This is a genomic window from Curtobacterium sp. AC273 (assembly GCF_979253735.1).
In genome coordinates, this window is the sequence record NZ_CEEDDU010000011.1 from 25,333 (window position 1) to 44,372 (window position 19,040).

19 protein-coding genes and 1 pseudogene are annotated in these 19,040 nt (G+C 73.2%); 8 read left to right on the forward strand and 12 right to left on the reverse strand.

Annotated elements, in window-relative coordinates; genetic code table 11:
- Positions 1 to 59 precede the first annotated feature (59 nt).
- The 5 genes from ACZ8AI_RS18475 to ACZ8AI_RS18495 all read right to left on the reverse strand — a co-directional run bounded on the left by ACZ8AI_RS18475 (position 60) and on the right by ACZ8AI_RS18495 (position 4,088).
- Complete coding sequence (locus tag ACZ8AI_RS18475) at positions 60 to 1,094, reverse strand: hypothetical protein (RefSeq protein ID WP_464859373.1); 1,035 nt, start codon at positions 1,092 to 1,094, stop codon at positions 60 to 62.
- A gap of 219 nt (positions 1,095 to 1,313) precedes the next feature.
- The gene (locus ACZ8AI_RS18480) at positions 1,314 to 2,276 is read right to left on the reverse strand and encodes an ABC transporter permease (RefSeq protein WP_464859374.1); all 963 of its coding nucleotides are present in this window, start codon (positions 2,274 to 2,276) and stop codon (positions 1,314 to 1,316) included.
- Entirely contained in the window at positions 2,276 to 3,043 is a 768-nt protein-coding gene (locus ACZ8AI_RS18485) for an ABC transporter ATP-binding protein (protein WP_071294063.1), read from the reverse strand. Before ACZ8AI_RS18485 ends, ACZ8AI_RS18480 begins: the two co-directional genes overlap by 1 nt.
- 35 nt (positions 3,044 to 3,078) lie before the next feature.
- A complete protein-coding gene (locus ACZ8AI_RS18490) occupies positions 3,079 to 3,453 on the reverse strand; it encodes a hypothetical protein (protein ID WP_464859375.1) in 375 nt (124 codons plus the stop codon).
- The gene (locus ACZ8AI_RS18495; protein WP_464859376.1) at positions 3,354 to 4,088 is read right to left on the reverse strand and encodes an amidohydrolase family protein; all 735 of its coding nucleotides are present in this window, start codon (positions 4,086 to 4,088) and stop codon (positions 3,354 to 3,356) included. The genes ACZ8AI_RS18490 and ACZ8AI_RS18495 overlap by 100 nt, the downstream gene beginning before the upstream one ends.
- A gap of 97 nt (positions 4,089 to 4,185) precedes the next feature.
- Here ACZ8AI_RS18495 and ACZ8AI_RS18500 point away from each other — a divergent pair, with 97 nt between their 5' ends.
- The 3 genes from ACZ8AI_RS18500 to ACZ8AI_RS18510 all read left to right on the forward strand — a co-directional run bounded on the left by ACZ8AI_RS18500 (position 4,186) and on the right by ACZ8AI_RS18510 (position 6,122).
- Positions 4,186 to 4,368 (forward strand): hypothetical protein, encoded by a 183-nt coding sequence (locus ACZ8AI_RS18500; protein ID WP_464859377.1) that lies wholly within the window; start codon positions 4,186 to 4,188, stop codon positions 4,366 to 4,368.
- A 162-nt stretch (positions 4,369 to 4,530) separates the two neighbouring features.
- A complete protein-coding gene (locus tag ACZ8AI_RS18505) occupies positions 4,531 to 5,145 on the forward strand; it encodes a helix-turn-helix domain-containing protein (protein ID WP_464859378.1) in 615 nt (204 codons plus the stop codon).
- Positions 5,142 to 6,122 carry a PDR/VanB family oxidoreductase gene (locus ACZ8AI_RS18510; RefSeq protein ID WP_464859379.1) on the forward strand — a complete coding sequence of 327 codons (981 nt, stop codon included), beginning with the start codon at positions 5,142 to 5,144 and terminating at the stop codon, positions 6,120 to 6,122. Before ACZ8AI_RS18505 ends, ACZ8AI_RS18510 begins: the two co-directional genes overlap by 4 nt.
- Before the next feature lie 67 nt (positions 6,123 to 6,189).
- Here the strand turns inward: ACZ8AI_RS18510 and ACZ8AI_RS18515 are convergent, their stop codons facing one another.
- Positions 6,190 to 7,587: an amidohydrolase family protein gene (locus ACZ8AI_RS18515; RefSeq protein ID WP_464859380.1), complete on the reverse strand. Its 1,398-nt coding sequence runs from the start codon at positions 7,585 to 7,587 to the stop codon at positions 6,190 to 6,192.
- 122 nt (positions 7,588 to 7,709) lie between these two features.
- On the opposite strand from ACZ8AI_RS18515, the gene ACZ8AI_RS18520 reads away from it, so the two are divergent.
- Complete coding sequence (locus ACZ8AI_RS18520; RefSeq protein WP_464859381.1) at positions 7,710 to 8,951, forward strand: amidohydrolase family protein; 1,242 nt, start codon at positions 7,710 to 7,712, stop codon at positions 8,949 to 8,951.
- Between the two features lie 272 nt (positions 8,952 to 9,223).
- Here ACZ8AI_RS18520 and ACZ8AI_RS18525 read toward each other — a convergent pair whose 3' ends face one another.
- From ACZ8AI_RS18525 to ACZ8AI_RS18535, 3 genes are read right to left on the reverse strand one after another with little or no spacing between them, the layout of a single operon-like run.
- Positions 9,224 to 10,222, reverse strand: a complete 999-nt coding sequence (locus ACZ8AI_RS18525) for an XdhC family protein (protein ID WP_464859382.1) — start codon at positions 10,220 to 10,222, stop codon at positions 9,224 to 9,226.
- Positions 10,222 to 12,999: a molybdopterin-dependent oxidoreductase gene (locus tag ACZ8AI_RS18530; RefSeq protein ID WP_464859383.1), complete on the reverse strand. Its 2,778-nt coding sequence runs from the start codon at positions 12,997 to 12,999 to the stop codon at positions 10,222 to 10,224. The genes ACZ8AI_RS18525 and ACZ8AI_RS18530 overlap by 1 nt, the downstream gene beginning before the upstream one ends.
- Positions 12,996 to 13,814, reverse strand: coding sequence for an FAD binding domain-containing protein (locus ACZ8AI_RS18535; protein WP_464859384.1), 819 nt, complete (start codon positions 13,812 to 13,814; stop codon positions 12,996 to 12,998). The genes ACZ8AI_RS18530 and ACZ8AI_RS18535 overlap by 4 nt, the downstream gene beginning before the upstream one ends.
- Positions 13,815 to 14,097: 283 nt before the next feature.
- Here ACZ8AI_RS18535 and pucL point away from each other — a divergent pair, with 283 nt between their 5' ends.
- Together pucL and ACZ8AI_RS18545 are read left to right on the forward strand one after the other, a co-directional pair.
- A complete protein-coding gene (pucL, locus tag ACZ8AI_RS18540) occupies positions 14,098 to 15,054 on the forward strand; it encodes a factor-independent urate hydroxylase (RefSeq protein ID WP_464859385.1) in 957 nt (318 codons plus the stop codon).
- The gene (locus tag ACZ8AI_RS18545) at positions 15,051 to 15,668 is read left to right on the forward strand and encodes a nucleotidyltransferase family protein (protein WP_464859386.1); all 618 of its coding nucleotides are present in this window, start codon (positions 15,051 to 15,053) and stop codon (positions 15,666 to 15,668) included. The genes pucL and ACZ8AI_RS18545 overlap by 4 nt, the downstream gene beginning before the upstream one ends.
- Here ACZ8AI_RS18545 and ACZ8AI_RS18550 read toward each other — a convergent pair.
- Entirely contained in the window at positions 15,657 to 15,989 is a 333-nt protein-coding gene (locus tag ACZ8AI_RS18550; RefSeq protein ID WP_464859387.1) for a hypothetical protein, read from the reverse strand. The genes ACZ8AI_RS18545 and ACZ8AI_RS18550 overlap by 12 nt on opposite strands.
- A gap of 36 nt (positions 15,990 to 16,025) precedes the next feature.
- Complete coding sequence (locus ACZ8AI_RS18555) at positions 16,026 to 16,628, reverse strand: TetR/AcrR family transcriptional regulator (protein ID WP_464859388.1); 603 nt, start codon at positions 16,626 to 16,628, stop codon at positions 16,026 to 16,028.
- 119 nt (positions 16,629 to 16,747) lie between these two features.
- On the opposite strand from ACZ8AI_RS18555, the pseudogene ACZ8AI_RS18560 reads away from it, so the two are divergent.
- Positions 16,748 to 17,694 (forward strand): annotated as a pseudogene (locus ACZ8AI_RS18560) (NADP-dependent oxidoreductase); the annotation flags it as partial.
- Between the two features lies 1 nt (position 17,695).
- Positions 17,696 to 17,941, forward strand: coding sequence for a hypothetical protein (locus tag ACZ8AI_RS18565; RefSeq protein ID WP_464859389.1), 246 nt, complete (start codon positions 17,696 to 17,698; stop codon positions 17,939 to 17,941).
- 85 nt (positions 17,942 to 18,026) lie between these two features.
- Here the strand turns inward: ACZ8AI_RS18565 and ACZ8AI_RS18570 are convergent, their stop codons facing one another.
- Positions 18,027 to 18,956, reverse strand: coding sequence for an NADP-dependent oxidoreductase (locus ACZ8AI_RS18570; protein WP_464859390.1), 930 nt, complete (start codon positions 18,954 to 18,956; stop codon positions 18,027 to 18,029).
- Between the last annotated feature and the right edge of the window lie 84 nt (positions 18,957 to 19,040).

Sequence of the window (19,040 nt, forward strand, 5' to 3'; positions counted from 1 at the left end):
GACGGACTGGAGGCGCGGGGCGGTCTGGCACCGCGCCTCCAGTCCGGTTGTTGGTCGGCTCAGCCGGCCCGGGTCAGGAACCGAGCCCGATCTTCTGGTCCAGGAACTCGTTCGTGAACAGGTCGGAGGCCGTGAGCCCCGACTTCACGTCGCCGCCGGAACCGGAGAAGACCGGGGTCGCCTTCTTGATGAAGTCGGTCATCCGCTGCTCGTCCATGTCGCCGACGTAGCCGTTCGAGCCGTCGGTCGCGATGCCGAGCTTCACCATCTGCTTCGCCGCGAACGCGCCGACCTTCGAGTCGTAGGTCCAGCCGTTGTTGTACTGCTGCACGAGCTTCGTGATGAGGTCGTTCGTCGCGCCGGGGGGACTGCAGGTAGTCGACGTCGGCCTGCTGCATGATCGGGACGAGCTTCTCGAGGCACGGCTTCAGCTTCGACATCTCACCGGAGCGGATCGACATCGTCTCGGGGTAGGGGTTCCAGCCGGTGCTCGAGACGAGCTTGTAGTCGACCTTCTTGCCCCAGGCCGCGACCTGGTTCTGGTAGATGTACGGCTCGGCGGTGGCGAAGCCCTGCTGGGCGTCCTTGCCGCCGGCGGAGACGAACTTCGACGGGGTGCCGTCGTAGCTGCCGTCGAGGACGCTCTTGGGGAGGATGCCGGCCGACTCGAGGTACGACATGTACGAAGCGCCGTTGAAGTAGCGGACGACGCCCTTGTTCTTCTCCAGCTGCTTGCCGAGGTCCTTGATGCTGTCGACGTCCTTGTAGGTCGACGGGTCGTACATGATGACGAAGGGGGACTGGTCGTTCTCGGCGAACACCGCGGTGGTGGGGAGCTTGCCGGAGAACTGCACCGCCTCGTCGGTGGAGACGTAGCCGAGGGTGATCGACTTGTCCTGGTACATCTGCGAGCTGACCTTCGAGTAGCCGATGGCCGGGCCGCCGACACGGATCTCGAGCTTGACGCCGGTGCTCTTGCCGTTCGCGACGAGGTCGCCGGTGACGCTCTTGTCGGAGGCGTTGATCGCCGGGTTCGCGCCGAGCATCTGGTACAGGTGGCCGTGCTCGCCCTCGGGGTTCCAGTCGGTCTGCACGACGACCGTCGCGGGGCAGACGCTCGACAGGTCGACCTTCGGCCCGGTGGCGGTGTTCGAGGTCGCGGCGGTCGTGTCTGGTGGTGCCGGCCGAGCCCGACGCGCAGCCGGTAAGGGCGATGGCGGTGGCGGCGAGGGCGGCGGTGGCGACGCCGATTCGGGTGGTGGTGCGCATGGAGGCTCCGTTCGTGGTGCGGGTCTCGTGGTGCTGGGGTGGGTTCAGGGGTGCGGGTGCGGGTGCGGGTGCGGGCGCTGGGGTGTGGCGGCGGGCGCGGCGCGCTCGCCGCACTCGCCGCACTCGCCACGCGGGGTCAGCCGAAGTCGTGCCAGCGCCCGACGGCGAGGCGTCCGACGAGGCCGAAGACCAGGAAGACGGCGACGCCGTACAGCGAGGCGATGATGATCGTCGCGTAGAGCTCGGGGCCCATCAGGCGCGAGGCCGTCACCTGGATGAGGACGCCCAGCCCGGGGTTGCCCCGCTGGAAGAACTGGTCGCCGACGATCGCGCCGATGACGGACAGCCCGGCCGAGGTGCGCAGCCCGACGAAGATCGACGGCAGCGCCGCGGGGACCTGGAGCTTGACGAGCTGCGCGAGCCGGCCGGAGCGCTGGCAGCTGGAACAGCTCGCGCTGGGCCCGGTCGGCCGACTGCAGCCCGAACAGGGTGTTCGACACCATCGGGAACAGGGCGATCATCACGGTGACGATGACCCGGCTGACGAACTCGTAGCCGAACAGGGCGCCGATCAGCGGCACGAGCGCCAGGATCGGTACGCACCTGCAGCACGACGGCGTACGGGTAGAGCGCGAGTTCTCGAGCCACTTCGCCTGCGCCATCGCCATCGCCCAGACGACGCCGATCACGATCGCGAAGCCGAGGCCGGTGAGCGACACGACCGTGGTCCGGCCGAGTGCCGCCCAGAGGTCGGAGCCGAACGTCGTCGGTGCTCCGTTCATGCCGGTCGGCGCGACGATCGCCTTGAGGACGAGGTGCGGGTACGGCACCAGGAACGCGAGTTCCCGGACGTGGTCGTAGTAGTACGCGACGGCGTACCAGACGGTGACGAGCAGTGCGAACACGACGACGGGCTGCCACCAGGTGACCGAGCGGCGGACGCGTGGTGCGGAACGGCGGGCGGCGGCGCGGGTCGCGCGGGCGTCGGCGACCTGCAGGGTGGCCATCAGCGGTGTCCTTCCCGGAGTGCGTGCGAGACCTCGCCGACGAGCTCGGCGAACTCGGGGGTGAAGCGGATGTCGGGGTCGCGGGGCATCGGGAACGGCACGTCGAACCGGCCGACGATGCTGCCCGGACGGCCGGACATCACGATGACCTCGGTGGAGAGGTACACGGCCTCGGACACCGAGTGGGTGATGAAGAGGCCGGCGAACTGCTGCTCCACGAAGAGCCGGAGGAGTTCGTCGTTGAGGCGTTCACGGGTGATCTCGTCGAGGGCGCCGAACGGCTCGTCGAACAGGAACAGCTGCGGGTCGAGCGTCAGCGACCGGGCGAGGGACACGCGCATCCGCATGCCGCCGGAGAGCTGCTTCGGCAGGTTCGTCTCGAACCCGTTCAGCCCGACCAGGTCGATGGCGTGCTTCGCCTTGGCGGCCCGTTCGGCCTTCGGCACGTGCTGGAGCTCGGCGAGCAGCTCGACGTTGCCCTGCACGGACCGCCACGGCAGGAGCGTGGCGTCCTGGAACACGTAGCCGATCCGGTCCGCGGCGACCCCGGCGGTACCGTCCGAGGCGGTCTCGAGGCCGGACGCGATCCGGAGGAGGGTCGACTTGCCGCAGCCGGACGGACCGACGACGGAGACGAACTGCCCCCGGTCGACGGTGAGGTCCACGCCCTGCAGCGCGATCGTGCCGTTCGGGAAGGTCATCTCGACGTTCCTGAAGTCGAGCAGTGTGTCCGTCGCGGTGACGGGGGACGGTGCGGTGGTGGTCACGACTACCTCGTGTTCTCGTGCATGGGCGTGCGCGGTCAGGGAACGGGGACGGTTGCGGGCTCGGACTCGCGCGCTGGTGCGGCGTGGGTCCGGGCGGGCGCGGCGACGCTGCGCCGCACCTCGGTACGGGCGACGAGGCGCCCGCGGGACAGGACGATGCGGTCGGCCGGGGCGTTCGCCACGGCGTCGGTGATGCTCGTCGCGGCGACGGCGAGCAGGTCGGCGCGTGCACCGGGCACGACGCCGGCGATCGGCAGCCCCATGACGCTGCGGGCGGTGTCGCTCACCATCGCGTACGCCTCCTCGGGCGTCAGGTGCCCGGCCGTGACGAGCAGGGACGCGGTCTCGAAGGCGTCGCTCCGTCCGACCGGGTTGAACGGGTCGCGGACGCTGTCGGCGCCGGCGGCCACCCGGACGCCGGCGTCGAGGAGCGCCCGATCGCCGTCAGCCCGCGCGGCGTCGCCACCGGGTGCTGCCACCCTTGCAGGTAGAGGTTGGTGATCGGCAGGGTGATGACGCCGAGGTCCGCGGCGGCCACGTCGGCGACGACCTCGGCGAGCCGCTCCGGGTGCAGGGTGCCGAGGCGGACGCAGTGCCCGGCGGAGTACTGCCGGTCGCGGGGCCAGTCGCGGACCGACCGGGCGTAGTGGTCGAGGGTGACCGGGCCGTCCAGGCTCTCGTCCGCGTGCAGGTCGACCCCGAGGCCGCGGTCGCGGGCGATGGCGAGCAGTCGGTTGACGTCGGCCGCGGGGTCCTCGGCCAGGTGCGGGGCGCCGCCGACCAGGTCGACGCCGAGGTCGAGGACGGCCGCCACGTGGTCGTCCGGCGCGAGGGGGCCGGCGAGGGCGACGAGCTCGATGTCCATCAGGTCGGCGAGTTCCTCCCGGACGCGCACCAGGGCCTGGGCACCGCGCACGGCGTCCGCGACCGTCGCGGAACCGTGCGCGCTCAGGACGTCGACGTGGCTGCGGACCGCGGTCGTGCCCGCGGCCAGCATCGCGAGTGCCTGGGTGCGGGCGCGGTCGGCGATCTCGTCGACCGACATCGTCGTCGCGTAGTCCGGACCACGCGGCGATCGCCGAACCGAGGTCGCCGAGCGGCGGGTGGATGCGGTCGGCGCTGAGGGCCTTGTCGAGGTGGGCGTGCGGGTCCGCCGGGGCGGTCAGCAGCAGGCGTCCGGCCAGGTCGAGCGTGCTCTCGGCCGGGGCACCGAGGGAGCCCGCCGGCACGACCTCGGTCACGTGTTCGCCGCGGATCGCGACGTCGACGAGCCCGCCGTCGGGCAGCAGGGCGGACCGCAGGAGGGTGATCCGGCGGGGCAGTGACGACTCCATGGGACCCTCTCGATCGTGTGTGACAATGTTGATCGCATCAACATTCACGATGCTAGGTGCGGCGTGTTTCCCACCCGTTTCCAGCCGGTTGCCGACTGTGACGAGCAGTCGCTCCCGGAACGCCCACCGCCCCCAGACCACGAACGGAGCGCGATGCCCACCGACCTCCTCGACGCCGATCGCGTCGTCGACGAACAGGCCCGACGGATCGGCGAACACGTCCGGAGCCGCCGCCGTGCCGCACGGATGACCCTCGTGCAGCTCGCCGACCGCACCGGGTTGTCGCACCCGTTCCTCAGCCAGGTCGAGCGCGGACACTCCCGCGCGAGCATGGTCTCGCTCGAGAAGATCGCCGCGGCGCTCGACACCACGCAGGTCGCGCTCCTGGCCGCCGCAGCACCCGAGCGCGAGGAGCCCGACGACCAGACGCCCGAGGTCATCCGCGCCGGTGAGGGCGCGCGCGGACCGTTCTCCAGCGGTGAGGCGCGGCTGCTCGTGCACGCCGGACCGCACGCCTTCGAACCGCTCGAGTGGGTCGGGGACAACACCGAGCTCGGCGAGTACTTCGAGCACCACGAGGACGAGTTCCTGACGGTGCTCGCCGGCGACGTCCTGCTCGACCTGCGGGGCCGACCGCCGCTGCGGCTCGGACCCGGCGACTCCGCGTACTACCGCGGCGGCACCGGGCACCGGTGGGCGAGTGCCGACGGCAGCCGGTTCCACATGATCGTCGTCAAGGAGTCCCCGCGCACCGGAGCGGCGTCGTGAGTGCCGCGCCGACCACGGCCGACCCGACCGGTGCCGACCTGCGACGCCGCGTCCGCGTCGCCGGTCGGGAGCGCGTGACCGACGACGTCGTGGTGCTCGACCTCGCCGCGCTCGACGGCACGGCGCTGCCGGACTGGGAGCCCGGCGCCCACATCGACCTCGAGGTCGCGCCCGGCACCGAGCGCCAGTACTCCCTCGTCGCGACCACGCCGGACGGGCACTGGCGGATCGCCGTCCTCCGCGAAGCCGCCGGCCGGGGCGGATCGGCCGCGGTGCACGACGGACTCGACGTCGGGGCCGAGACCACGGTCGCCGGCCCGCGGAACCACTTCGGCTTCGATCCCGGTCGCCCGGCGGTGTTCGTCGCGGGCGGGATCGGCATCACACCGATCGCCGCGATGGTCGCTGCCGCGGAACGCGCCGGGACACCGTGGGAGCTGCACTACGGGGGTCGACGGCGGGACCGGATGGCGTTCGCGGACGCGCTCGTCGCCGATCACCCGGACCGGGTCGCGCTCGCCGTCTCCGAGGAGGGCACCCGGCTCGACCTCGACGCGCTGCTCGGGCCGGTCCGCGACGCCGTCGTCTACTGCTGCGGCCCGCGCCGGCTGATGGACGGGGTCGAAGCGGCCACCGCGCACTGGCCGGCCGGGAGCGTCCGGGTCGAGCGCTTCGAGCCCGCGGCGGACGTGGACGCGCCGGGTGAGTCCTTCGAGGTGGAGCTCGCCGTCACCGGCGTCACCGTCACGGTGCCGGCCGACCGGACCCTGCTCGAGGTCGCCGAGGAAGCGGGCGCGTTCGTGCTGTCGTCCTGTCGCGAGGGCACCTGCGGGACGTGCGAGACGCCCGTGCTCGAGGGCGCGGTCGACCACCGCGACACCGTGCTCAGCCCCGAGGAACAGGCCGACGACCGCACCATGATGGTCTGCGTGTCCCGCGCCCGACGCGGCTGCCCGCGCCTGGTCCTGGAACTCTGATCGCGTCGGACGGGAGGCAGTGCGCGCGACGTGCGCACCGCCTCCCGTCCGTCCCGTCCCGGCCCCGCTACGGGCGTTCGGTGTCCTCGAGCGGCGCGCCGGTGAGCGCCGACAGGCGCTCCAGGCCCGCCTCGGCGACCAGCTGCCGTGCGAGCGGCCGTGCCCGCGCGACGGCCTCGTGCACGTCGACCCGGGTGACCTCGCCGTCGGCCAGGCTCAGCTCGCCGTCGACCCAGACGTCCTTGACCTCGCGGCTGCCGGCCACGAACACGACCGCCTGGTAGGGGTCGTGGACGTTCGCCAGGGTCGGGCTCTCGCCGTCGAACACGACCAGGTCCGCGCGCTTGCCGGGCTCGAGCGAGCCGATCGTGTCGTCCATGCGCAGCGCGCGGGCGCCGCCGATCGTCGCCATCTCGAACGCCTCCCGGGCGCTCATCGCAGTGGCCTGCAGGTCGCGGACCCGGGCGAGCAGGGCCGCGGTCTTCATCGCCTGCAGGAAGTCCTGCGAGTCGTTCGACGCCGGCCCGTCCACCCCGATCCCGACCGGCACGCCCAGCGCGCGGAACTCGGCGACCGGCGCGATGCCGCTCGCCAGGATCCCGTTCGCCACCGGGTTGTGGGCGACGCCGACGCCGTTCGTCGCGTACCGCTCGCGGTCCTCGCGGTCGACCCAGACACTGTGTGCGGCGATCACCGGTACCTGGAACATGCCGGTCGCCTCGGCGTGGCCGATCGCCGTCCGGCCGGTCCGCTGTCGTGCCGCGGTGACCTCCTCGCGCACCTCGTGGAAGTGCACGTGCACGCCGTGTCCGCCGGCGACGGCGTAGTCGACGTGCTCCTGCCAGGTGTCGTCGGTGTAGCGGCCGATCGACGAGACGCCGACGCGGAACGAGCTGTACCGGCTGGCGTCGGCGGCTTCGCGGAGGGCCTCGAACTCCTCGAGGATCGGCGTCGCCCCGAAGTCGCGGTCGACGTCACCGGAGCCGAACGACACCACGCCGCGCAGGCCGAGCTCCTCGAGCGCCTGCACCACCCCGGGCGTCGCCGGTTCGTCGGGCATCGGGTCGGCGCAGAACATGTCGTTCGCGGTCGTGACGCCGCTCCGGAGCATCTGGATGCCCTGCAGCATCGTGCCCGCGTACGCCTTCTCGCGAGTCATCACCGGGTTGACGCGGCCGATCAGGGCGGTGAGCCACTCCCAGAGCGTGTACTGCGAGCCGATGCCCGTGATGAGCCCCTCGCTGAAGTGCCCGTGGGTGTTCACGAAGCCGGGCGTGACGACGTCGTACGCGCCGCCGCGCACCGTCGCCTCGGGGTGGGCGGCCGAGAGCTCCGCGAAGGTCCCGACCGCCGCGACGTGGTCGCCGTCGAGCAGGACGGCTCCGTCGCGGATCGCTGCGGGCGTGGCGGAGTCGTCCGGTGCGGCGGTGAGCACCCAGCCGGCGCGGATCAGGGTCTGAGACATGCTGCGACCGTACGGGCCGGGTGTTCCGCGGGGGTTACGGGCGGGTTTCCCGGAAGGCCCCGGCGACCGGACCGGAACGGGCCGTCACGGGCCGGAAACAGCGGGCTGCTAGAAACGCCTGCATGCTGACCGTCACCGGCGCCCGCCGCGTCCTCGTCGAGCCCCGGACCGAGCGCGACGGCGACGTCGTCGTGGACGACGGCAGCGACGTCGCGAGCACCCTCGACGCGTCGGGGTGCGTCGTCACCCCTGGTCTCGTCAACGCGCACCACCACCTGCTGCAGACCGCGTTCCGGACGCTCCCGGGGACCCGTGGCGTGCCGATGGCGGACTGGCTGCCGACGATGGCGCAGGCGTACGCGCGGGTCGGGCACGATCCCGAGCTCTACGGGCTGGCGGCGTCCGCCGGGGCCGCGGAGGGCCTCCTGTCCGGGGTCACGACCATCGCCGACCACCACCTGAACTGGCCTGCCGACGCGACCCCGTCGGACACCGTGGCGCTCGCCGGGGCGACCGTGGGCGCGGTCCGGGCGCTCGGCGGCCGGATCGTCTTCGTCCGTGGGTCGGCCCGCGACGACCCGGACCGCGCCGCCGAGTCTGCGCAGGCGATCGTCGCGGGGCTGCTGCACCCGGACGCCGTCGGCGGCGTCGACCCCGACGGCCGACTGCAGGTCGCGGTCGGACCGGCGGGCGTGCACTCCGACGGCGAGGCCACCTTCCGGGCGCTCGGCGAGGTCGCCGCCCGCCACGGCCTGCGACGACGCACGCAAGCGAACGAGCAGGTCGACACCGCGATCGCACTGGAGCGGTACGGGCGGCGGCCCCTCGACCTGCTCGAGGACTGGGGGTGGCTCGCGCAGGACGTCACGATCGCCCACCTGTGCGACGTGACCGACGACGAGATCACGCGCATCGCCGCGTCCGGTGCGACCGCGACGCACGCGCCGGGCTGCGACGTGCCGATGGGCTGGGGGATCGCGCCCGTCGCGCGCCTGGCCGCTGCCGGGATCACGGTCGGACTCGGCACGAGCGGCGGGGGGAGCAACGACGCCGGCCACCTGCTCGCGGACGGCCGGCTCGCGATGCAGGTCTCCGCGCTCGTCGGGCCGCAGCTGCCGGCTCGGCAGGTGCTCGGGATGATGACCGAGGGATCGGCCGTCGGGCTGGGGCGTCCCGAGCTCGGGCACCTCGGCGCCGGGTCCGCCGGTGACCTGTGCGTGTGGGACGTCTCGGGTGTCGCGGACGCGGGAGTCGACGACGTGGTGGCCGGTCTGCTGTGGGCGTCGCCCGGTCGCCGGCCCCGGCACGTCGTGGTCGGCGGGCGTGTGGTGGTGCGGGACGGGGAGGCTCGTGGCCGCCGATGAGCGCGAGGTGGCGGCCCGGCTCGCCGAGCGGTTGGCGCGGACGCCGGCGGGGTGACGCGGGGCGCGGGCGGCGTTCGATGCGTGCGAACCTTGTGACACGGCACGCGTCGAACGACAAGTGGGATGTCGGAGCATGCGCACGCACCAGATGCATGCGCATGCTCCGACGCGGCACGCGTCGAACGACAGGTGCGACGTCGGAACATGCGCACGCACGCACGCACGCTCGCACGCCCGCACGCGCACACGCACGCACGCAGCCGCGGCAGCGCTCAGCCCGCGACCACGGCTCGCCGGTGCAGGGGCCCTCGCCGCCGGTGAGCGCGCCACCGCCGGCCCCCGTTCCGCACCGCGATCACCTCGGCCATCACCGCGATCGCGATCTCCGCCGGCGTCACCGCACCGATGTCGAGCCCGATCGGGGACCGGAGCCGCCCGAGGTCCGGCGTCCCCAGCGCCCGGAGCTCCTCGAGCCGCCGCTCGTGCGTCGCGCGGGACCCCATCGCGCCGACGTAGCCCGCACCACGCCGCAGTGCGAGGTCGATCACCGCCGCGTCGAACCGGTCGTCGTGGGAGAGCACCACGACCGCGGTGCTCGCGTCGACGGGTGTCTCCGCGAGCACCCGGGTCGGCCATCCGACGACGCGCTGGTCGGCGGCCGGGAAGCGCTCGTCCGTGAGGAACACCGGGCGCGGGTCCACGACGGTGACGGCGTAGCCGAGGACCGCCGCCGCGTTGGTCACCGCAACGGCGAACTCGACGGCACCGACCACGATGCAGCGGGGACGGGTGTCGGCCCGCTCGGTGAAGACCCGTCCGCGGCAGCCCTCCGGCGCGGTGACGACCGTGGCGAGCGTCGCCGGGTCGAGCGAGAGCGCCAGGGACACCGGAGAGCCCGCCTCGGCCCGCCGCAGGGCGTCCACCACCGCGTGGTCGTCCGGCGCGACCCGGTGCACGAGGACCTCGATCCGGCCGCCGCACCGGAGCGCGGGCGCCCACGCGGCATCGGGGTCACCGTCCGGTCCGGTCTCGTCGAACCCGAACCGCTCGAGGACCGCGACGCCGGTGGCGAGCACCTCCTCCGCGGTGCCGTACAGCGATCCCTCGACGCAGCCGCCGGAGATGGTCCCGACGACCTCGCCGCCGGGCAGGACCGCCATCGAGGTCCCGACGCCGCTCGGCGCGCTGCCCTGCATCGAGACGGCCGTCGCGACGACGACGGGGTCGCCCGCGTCGAGCACGGCCAGGAGGCGCGGTGCGAGTTCGAACATCAGGCACCTCCGGCGTCGGTCGCGTCGGCGATCAGGGCCCAGACCCGGTCCCGCGTCATCGGCAGCCGGTACGGACGGAACCCGATCGCGTCCCGCACCGCGTTCGCGACCGCCGGTGCGACGGGGTTGTACGGCGCCTCGCTCATCGACTTCGCCCCGAGGGGCCCGATGGGGTCGTGCGTCCGGGCGAAGAGCACCTCGGTGCGGGGCACGTCGGAGATCTTCGGCACCCGGTAGGAGCGGAAGGCGTCGGTCAGGACCCGACCGGTGTCGTCGAGCAGGACCTCCTCGTACAGGGTCGACCCGATCGCCTGCGCCGACCCGCCCTCGACCTGACCGCGCAGCTGCTCGGGGTTGAGGACCGTCCCGGCGTCGACCGCCTGGACGCTCTGCAGCACCCGGACCTCACCGGTGGGGCGGTGCACGGCGACGCGGGCGCCGTGCACCGTGAACGCCAGCGAGCGGGGCGTGCCGTCGTGGCGTCCGTGCGCGAGCAGCGGCCCGTCGGCGAGCAGCTCGTCGTGCCCGACCAGTTCGTCCCCGATCCGGACGCCCTCGGGGCCGACCGCGATCGCCGGTCCGAGCGGGCCGTCGGCCGTGCGGGGTGTGCGCGCGCCGACGATCGCCATCGCGCGGGCGACCAGGTCGTCTCGGAGCGCCTGCGCCGCGGCGTACAGCGCGCGCCCGGCGACCACGACCCCCGCCGACCCGAACGCGCCGGTGTCGTGCTCGGCGGCGTCGGTGTCGGACTGGTGCACGTCCACGCGGTCGGGCGTGGTGCCGAGCGCGGTCGCGACGAGCTGCGTGTGCACCGTCGTCGTGCCGTTGCCGAACTCGGCCGTGCCGACCCCGATCCGGTAGCGCCCACCGGGCCGGAGCTCCACCGTGGTGTGGGCGTGGTGACCGCGCGGCGGCATCGTCGCGATGGCCGCGAGGGCGATCCCGGTGCCGTACGCCCAGTCCGACGAGTCGTCGAGCTCGGGGCCGTCCATCCGGGGGACCTCGGGGAGCGGGCCGGCGAGGGCGTCCTCGACGAGGTCGAGGCACTGGTCCAGGCCGTAGCTGCCCTCCCACCGTAGGTCGGTCTCCTCGTCGGGGTCGGTGACCACCAGCGGGTCGCCGGGCACGATCACGTTCCGGCGGCGCAGGTCGACCGGGTCGATGCCGAGCTGTCGTGCGAGTTCGTCCATCGCGGACTCGATCGCGAAGACCACCTGCCCGAGGCCGTAGCCGCGGAACGCCCCGGCGGGGAGGTTGTTCGTGTACACCGACTCCGCGTCGACGCGCTTCACCGGGCACCGGTAGACCGCGACGGACTCGCTGACCGAGTGGAACATCACGCCGACGCCGTGGTTGCCGTACGCGCCGGTGTCCATGGTCTGGTCGACGTGCATCGCGGTGAGCGCACCGTCAGCGGTCGCGCCGAGCCGGACCCGCACGCGCATCGGGTGACGCGTCGGCGCGATGGTGAACTCGTCCTGCCGGCTGTACTCGTACTGCACGGTGCGTCCGGTGCGGAGGACCGCCAACGTGACGAGGTCCTCGGTGAGCAGCTCCTGCTTGCCGCCGAACCCGCCACCGACCCGCTTCGCGACCACGCGCACGCGCTCCGGGTCGAGCCCGAAGACGCGCGCGATCTCGTCGCGCACCAGGAACGGCACCTGCGTGGCGGTCCGCAGCACGAGGCGTCCGTCCGCGTCCAGCCGCCCTCGTGTGGCGTGCGTCTCGAGCGCCGCGTGGGAGACACGCCCCGTCGACCAGGTGCCGTCGACGGTCGCGTCGGCGGTGGCGAGGGCGGCGTCGACGTCGCCCGTCGCACCGTGCAGCGCCGCGACGACGTTCCGTTCCGGTTCGGCGATCCGGTGCTCGGCCGTCGACTTCTCGCCGTGCAGCAGGGGAGCGCCCGGCCGTCGTGCCTCGTCCGGGTCGTGCACGCTCGGCAGCACCTCGTACGCGACGCGGACCAGGGCGCACGCCTGCTCGGCGGTGCGGACGCTGTCGGCGACGACGGCCGCGACGCGCTGGCCACGGAAGCGCAGCACGCGGTCGAACACCAGCGTGTCGTCGGGGTCGTCGAGCCGCGACTCGTGCCGGCCCGTCGAGAAGAGCACCCCGGGGTCGTCGTGGTGGGTCAGGACGGCGTGCACCCCGGGCAGTGCCTCCGCCGCCGTCGTGTCGATCGCGGTGATCCGGGCGTGCGGGTGCGGGCTGCCGAGCACGGCGAGGTGCAGCAGCGCCTCGGTGCCGCGCACGTCGAGGGTGTACTCCTCCTGCCCGGTGACGATCCGCCGTGCGGCCGGGGCAGCGACGGAGCGGCCGATCGCCTCCCCGGCGCCTGCGCAGGCGGTGTTCGTCACGCCGTCCAGGGCGTCCTCGATCGCCCGGTACCCGGTGCACCGGCACAGGTTCCCCTTCAGCCGGCGGTGGCGGTCGGCCAGGTCGTCGGGGCCGAGGGTGGACGCGGTCACCACGAAGCCCGCCGTGCAGAACCCGCACTGGAACGCGGCCGCGTCCGCGAAGGCGCGCTGCACGGGGTGTGGGTCCTCCGGGGTGCCGAGCCCGGCGGCGGTGGTCACCGAGCGGCCCTCCAGCCGGTGCGCCGGGGTGATGCAGGAGTGCACCGGGACGCCGTCGACGAGCACCGAGCAGGCCCCGCAGTCACCCGCGTCGCAGCCCTTCTTCACCGAGGTGACGCCGTGCTCGCGCAGCAGCGTGCGGAGGACCTGGCCGGGCTGCGGGTCCACCTCGAACGGGGTCCCGTCCACGTCGATCCTCATGCCGCCACCGCTGTCGTCGAAGCGGCCTCGTCGCGCAGCTCGTGCGCGAAGCGGGTGCTCACGGCACGACGCCACGCGGGGGAGCCGTGCGGGTCGTCGTACCAGTCGTCGTGCGCACCCAGGGCCTCGGCGAGCACCTCGGCGCGGGGCACCGACGGGAACCGGAGCACGAGCGGCCGGGGCGTCGCCGCGGTCACGACGAGCACGAACCCCGCCGACGACCACCGGGCGGTGACGAGCGAGCCGGACCGGCCGTGCGGGCTGAGCGACACCCGGCGGAACCCGGTCGTCGCGGTCAGCGCAGCCTCCGGCACCTCGAACGACCGGATGACCTCGTCGGTGCCGAGGGCGAGCGTCCGGACGCCGAGCACGAGCTCCGCCACCGGGACCCGGCGCTCCCCGCCGTCCGCCGTCCAGACGACCGCGGTCGCGTCGAGCGTGCTCAGCAGCGCGGTCATCGCACCCGCGGGCAACCCCACCGCCACGTTGCCGCCGACGGTCGCGCTGTTCCAGACCTTGAACGAGGCGAGCAGCGCGTTCGCGCACCGGTCGACGAGCGGCCACGCCGTCCACGTCGGTTCCGGACGCAGCCGGAGCAGGGACGCGATCGTGCAGGTCGCCCCGATCGTCAGCGAGCCGGGCGCCCGTTCGACGTCCGGCCAGCCGAGCGCGGTGAGGTCGACGAGTCCGGTCAGGCCGGGCTGCTCCTCGGAGAAGAGCCAGGTACCGCCGGCGAGCGGGCGGTCACCCGCGGTGAGGGCGAGGTCGTCGCGGCGTGCAGGCGTCCGCACGGTGCGGACGGTGACGAGGTCCATGGAAGGGTCCGATCGGAGTGGGCGAGGGGGAGCTGAGGACACGTCCCCGCCGTCGACCGTGCGCGATCATCCCGCGGTTCCACGCCGAGGTCGGACGCGTCGAGCTGCTGGCGCTGCCGCTGCTGTGCACGACGACCTCCTCGGATCGGATCTGGTGTCGGCCACCGTACGGAACGGGTGTTTCAGCGTGGTTACGGGCCGGGAACACTCGGTGACGGCGGTCGCGACAGGCCGTCACCTGCCGGAGACACCACCGAAACAACCGGGTGGAATCCTCCGGGACATGACCGACACGACCACGGGCACCCCCGCGAGCCCGATCTCGACCGCCACGACCGTGCACCTCGGTGCGAACCAGTACGGGAAGGCCGAGGTCCGGCTCGTCCGGGTGACGCGCGACACCCCGCGGCACGAGATCGAGGACCTGACGATCACGACACAGCTGCGGGGCGCGGCGCTCGCCGACTCGTACACCGACGGCGACAACGCCAAGGTCCTCGCCACGGACACCCAGAAGAACACCGTCTACGCCTTCGCCCGCGAGCACGGCGTGCACACGCCGGAGGGCTTCCTGCTCCGCCTCGGTCGGCACTTCACGACCGCGTTCGACTGGTACGAGGGCGCCACCCTCTCCGCCGAACAGCACGCCTGGGAGCGGATCGCGGTGGACGGCAGCGAGCACGACCATGCCTTCGTCCGCGCCGGCCGCGGCACCCGCACCGCGGTCGTGCAGGTCGACGGCGAGGACGTCCACGTGGTCGCGGGCGTCACCGACCTCACCGTCCTCAAGTCGACCGGCAGCGAGTTCCACGGGTTCCCCCGGGACGGGTACACCACGCTCGCCGAGACCGACGACCGCATCCTCGCGACCTCGGTGACGGCCCGCTGGCGGTACACGCCCGAAGCCGTCGCGGCCGGCATCGACTACGACGCGCTGTACGAAGGGGTCCTCGACCGGATGCTCGCCACCTTCGCCGAGCTGCACTCGCTGGCGCTCCAGCAGACGCTCTTCGCGATGGGCCGCGCGGCCATCGAGGCGTTCCCGGAACTCGCCGAGGTCCGCTTCGCGATGCCGAACAAGCACCACTTCCTGGTCGACCTGGCACCGTTCGGCCTCGACAACCCGGGCGAGGTGTTCTACGCCGCCGACCGGCCGTACGGGCTCATCGCCGGCACGGTCGTCCGCGACGGTGTCGCCGAGGCACCGGCGGCCTGGACCGCCGTACCGGGCTTCGTGTGACGGCGGACCGCGCCCGCACCACGGGTCTCCTGCTGGCTGCCGGTGCCGGGACCCGGATGGGGCGGCCGAAGGCCCTCGTCACGGGAGCAGACGGCACCCCGTGGACGGTCCGCGCCGCGTCGACGCTGCTCGCGGGCGGCTGCGACGACGTCGTCGTGGTGCTCGGTGCGCGTGCCGACGAGGCCGCCCTGATGCTGCGCGACCGGCCCGGGGTGCGCACCGTCGTCGCGCCGGACTGGGCGGGCGGCCTCGGCGCGTCGCTCGCCCGAGGGCTGACGGTGCTCGCGACGTCGTCCATCTCGATCGACGCCGCGCTCGTCTCGCTCGTCGACCTGCCGGGGCTGCCGTCGGCAGCGGTGCGACGGGTCCTCGGGGAGCGGGCCGGACGGACCGGCGCCGTGCGGCAGGCCGAGTACGCGGGGCGCCCGGGGCACCCGGTCCTGATCGGCCGAGCGCTCTGGGCGGCCGTGTCCGACCACCTCGACGTGGCCGCAGCCGACCCGTCGACCGCGGACCGTGGCGCGGGCGCCTGGCTGCGGGCCGTCGGCGCCGAGCCCGTGCCGTGCGCCGACCTCTGGGACGGCGCCGACCAGGACCGGGTCTCAGGCCCCTGACTCCGAGAACAGCACCACCAGCGTGGTCACCAGGCCGATCACCACGATCGCCAGGTCGAGCACGGCCAACGTGACGAGCCGTGCACGCCGCGGTCGCACGGCAGCCCGCACGACCACCATCGCCACGAACAGCACGACCACGGCGACGAATGCCGGCCACCCCACGCCCGGCGAGCGGATCGCCATCAGGACCATCACGGCGGCGACGAGCACCGCGGTGACGGCACCCCACACGAGCCAGTTCGACCCGGATGCGGTGCGCAGTGCCGGCTGGTCACCGACACGGGTCGGATCGGTCTGGTGCGGCTGGTGGTCTGACACGGCCCGGACGGTACGCGGACGGCGCTCCCCGGGGTCTCAGCGCCGCAGCACCGCTCGCACCTGCGCCTCGATGTCGCCCATCACCGCGTCGACGTCGGGCGTCGTCGTCGCGGCCATCGCCAGGAACGTCACCGCCGAGACCGCGCGGGCGAGCTGCACGGCGTCGTCGTGCCCGGTCCCGTCACGTTCGATGATCGCGACCAGCTCGGCCTCGGTCTGCGCCACGATGGTCAGTGCAGCGGCGTGGTTCGGCTCGGACGGGTCCCCGAAGACCATCTCCCGCAGGTACGTCCGTCCGTTCTCGACCTGCTCGCGGTTGCAGGCGACCACCGGCCGCACGAGCGCGAGGACCGCGGGGACGGCCGACGTCGACGACCCGGCCGCGGGACGCGCCGCAGCGCGCCCCGCTTCGAGTGCTTCGGCGTAGTGGGCGTTCTGGACGAGCAGCAGCAGCTCGCCCTTGGTCCGGGCGTAGAGGAACAGGGTGCCGGTGCCGATGTCCGCGGCGTCGGCGATCTGCTGCGTCGTGACGTCGTCCACCCCGTGCTCGGCGAAGAGCGTGGCCGCAGCGGCGACGATCCGGTCGAGCTTCTCCTGCTTGTTCCGCTCGCGGCGACCGCCGGTTGTCGATTCGGGCACTCCTGGTCCTTCCGCCTCCGTCGTCGTCCCTCATCCTGCCACCGCCTCTTGACGATCTGGCTGAGTGCACTCAGTATTGAGTATACTCACCAACCGAGACGAACCGAGATCGGACGACCATGCAGGCATTCGTGCTCACCCGCTACCAGCAGCCCCTCGAGCTCCGGGACGTCCCGGAGCCCGTCGTCGGACCCGGCGACGTGCTCGTCCGCGTCGAGGCGGCCGGCCTGAACCAGCTCGACGAGAAGATCCGGCTGGGCGAGTTCAAGGCGATCCTGCCGTACGACCTGCCGCAGGTCCTCGGGCACGACGTCGCCGGCACGGTCGTCAGCGTCGGGGACCACGTCCGCGCGTTCCGACCCGGCGACCGGGTGTACGGACGACCGCGGAAGGACCAGGTCGGCACCTTCGCCGAGCGGGTCGCCGTGGCCGAGCAGGACCTCGCGCCGATCCCCGCCGGCCTGAGCACGGTCGAGGCGGGGTCGCTCCCGCTCGTCGCCCTGACGGCCTGGCAGGCGCTGGTCGAGCGCGGCGACGTCCGCCCCGGGCACCAGGTGCTCGTGCACGCCGGCGCGGGGGGTGTCGGTTCGATCGCGATCCAGCTCGCGAAGCACCTCGGCGCGACGGTCGCGACGACCGCGAGCGCAGCGAACGCCGACTTCGTCCGGTCGCTCGGCGCCGACGTCGTGATCGACTACCGGAACGAGGACTTCGAGGCGCTGCTCGACGGCTACGACCTCGTGCTCGACAGCCTGGGGGGCGACAACCTCGCGAAGTCCCTCCGTGTGCTGCGGCCCGGCGGGCGCGCGATCGGGATCGCCGGCCCGCCGGACCCGGCGTTCGCTCGGGGTGCGGGGCTCAATCCCTCGTACGGCTCGCCGTCGCCGGGCTGAGCCGGAAGGTGCGCTCGCAGGCGGCCGCGCTCGAGGTCGGCTACGAGTTCCTGTTCATGCACGAGAGCGGCGCGCAACTCCGCGAGCTGTCGGCGCTCGTCGAGGCCGGCGCGGTTCGTCCGGTGGTCGGTCGGACCGTCCCCTTCGCCGAGACCGCAGACGCGCTCACCGCTCGTGGGTGGCGCGATCTTCGCGTTCGTCCTGGCCGTGATCGAGCTCATCATCGTCTTCAAGATGCGCGACGGCCGCAACTGGGCCCGCATCGTCCTGCTCGTCCTCGCCATCCTGCAGGTCATCGGTGTCGGCGTCGGCGCGGCCTCCGGTGGCAACGCCTTCGGCTGGATCGGTGCCGTCGCGGTGATCGTCGCGACCGTGCTCATGTTCGTCGGCGGCGCGAACGGCTACTTCCGCCGTCGCTGACGACGTGCTCCCGGGTCGCGACGCGACCCGGTGACCGCCTGGAGGCGCGGTGCCAGCTGGCACCGCGCCTCCAGTCCGTCGTCGGTCACGCGAGCACGACCACCTTGCCGGCGATCCGCCCGGCCTCGGCCTCGGCGTGGAGCGCCGGCAGCTCCGCGAGCGTGATGCGCCTGGTGACCTCGACCGTCAGGTCGTCCGAGTCGACGAGGGCGACGAGCTGGGTGAGGCGCTCCCGGTTCGGCAGGACGAACACGGTCGCAGCACGCACGCCGCGTGCTGCGTCGTCGGGTGTCGCCATGAAGGCGGTGGTGCTCACGACGATCCCGCCGTCGCGCACGGCGGCGACGTCGGCGGCGAACTGCTCCGGGTCGAGTGGCGCGAGGTTGAGCAGGACGTCGACCTGCCCGTCGAGGGCGTCGAGCAGCGCGGTCGTGGTGTGGTCGATCACCTGGTCGGCGCCGGCTGCCCGGACGGCGTCGGCGCTCCGGGGGCTGGCCGTGGCGATCACGGTGGCACCGGCACGCTTCGCGAGCTGGACGGCGTACTTGCCGACGCCGCCGCCGGCGCCGACGATGAGCACCCGCTGCCCGGTCGTCAGGTGCCCGTCGTCGAAGAGTGCCTGCCACGCGGTCAAGGCGACCGAGGGCAGAGCCGCCGCGTCGGCGAGCGGGATGCTGGTCGGGGCCGGGACGAGCGCCTCGACCGGGGCGACGACGGACTCGGCGGCACCGCCGTCGCGCTCCATCGGCAGGAACCCGATCACCTGATCGCCGACCGCGATGCCCTCGACGCCGTCGCCGAGTGCGTCGACCGTGCCGGACACGTCGTACCCGGGCACGTGCGGGAGGCTGATCGGGATCGGCAGGAACCCGCCCCGCATCCCGCCGTCGGCGGTGTTGTAGGCGGACGCCGCGACGCGGATCCGGACCTCGCCGGTACCGGGAGTCGGCTGCTCCACGTCGACGACCTCGAGGACCTCGGGTCCACCGACCCGTCCGAACTGCACTGCCTGCATGACTGCATCCCTTCGTCGTTGCTTCGATTTCGAAGCACTACGGGAACGGTAGCACTGCTTCGAACTCGAAGCAACAGGTGCGAG

Excerpts from the sequence above, each read along its gene's own strand:
- ACZ8AI_RS18505 (WP_464859378.1), top strand. The coding sequence starts at position 4,531 with ATGCCCACCGACCTCCTCGACGCCGATCGCGTCGTCGACGAACAGGCC.
- ACZ8AI_RS18495 (WP_464859376.1), bottom strand. The coding sequence starts at position 4,088 with ATGTCGGTCGACGAGATCGCCGACCGCGCCCGCACCCAGGCACTCGCG.
- ACZ8AI_RS18520 (WP_464859381.1), top strand. The coding sequence starts at position 7,710 with ATGCTGACCGTCACCGGCGCCCGCCGCGTCCTCGTCGAGCCCCGGACC.
- ACZ8AI_RS18535 (WP_464859384.1), bottom strand. The coding sequence starts at position 13,814 with ATGGACCTCGTCACCGTCCGCACCGTGCGGACGCCTGCACGCCGCGAC.
- ACZ8AI_RS18530 (WP_464859383.1), bottom strand. The coding sequence starts at position 12,999 with ATGAGGATCGACGTGGACGGGACCCCGTTCGAGGTGGACCCGCAGCCC.
- ACZ8AI_RS18515 (WP_464859380.1), bottom strand. The coding sequence starts at position 7,587 with ATGTCTCAGACCCTGATCCGCGCCGGCTGGGTGCTCACCGCCGCACCG.
- ACZ8AI_RS18480 (WP_464859374.1), bottom strand. The coding sequence starts at position 2,276 with ATGGCCACCCTGCAGGTCGCCGACGCCCGCGCGACCCGCGCCGCCGCC.
- pucL (WP_464859385.1), top strand. The coding sequence starts at position 14,098 with ATGACCGACACGACCACGGGCACCCCCGCGAGCCCGATCTCGACCGCC.
- ACZ8AI_RS18570 (WP_464859390.1), bottom strand. The coding sequence starts at position 18,956 with ATGCAGGCAGTGCAGTTCGGACGGGTCGGTGGACCCGAGGTCCTCGAG.
- ACZ8AI_RS18525 (WP_464859382.1), bottom strand. The coding sequence starts at position 10,222 with ATGTTCGAACTCGCACCGCGCCTCCTGGCCGTGCTCGACGCGGGCGAC.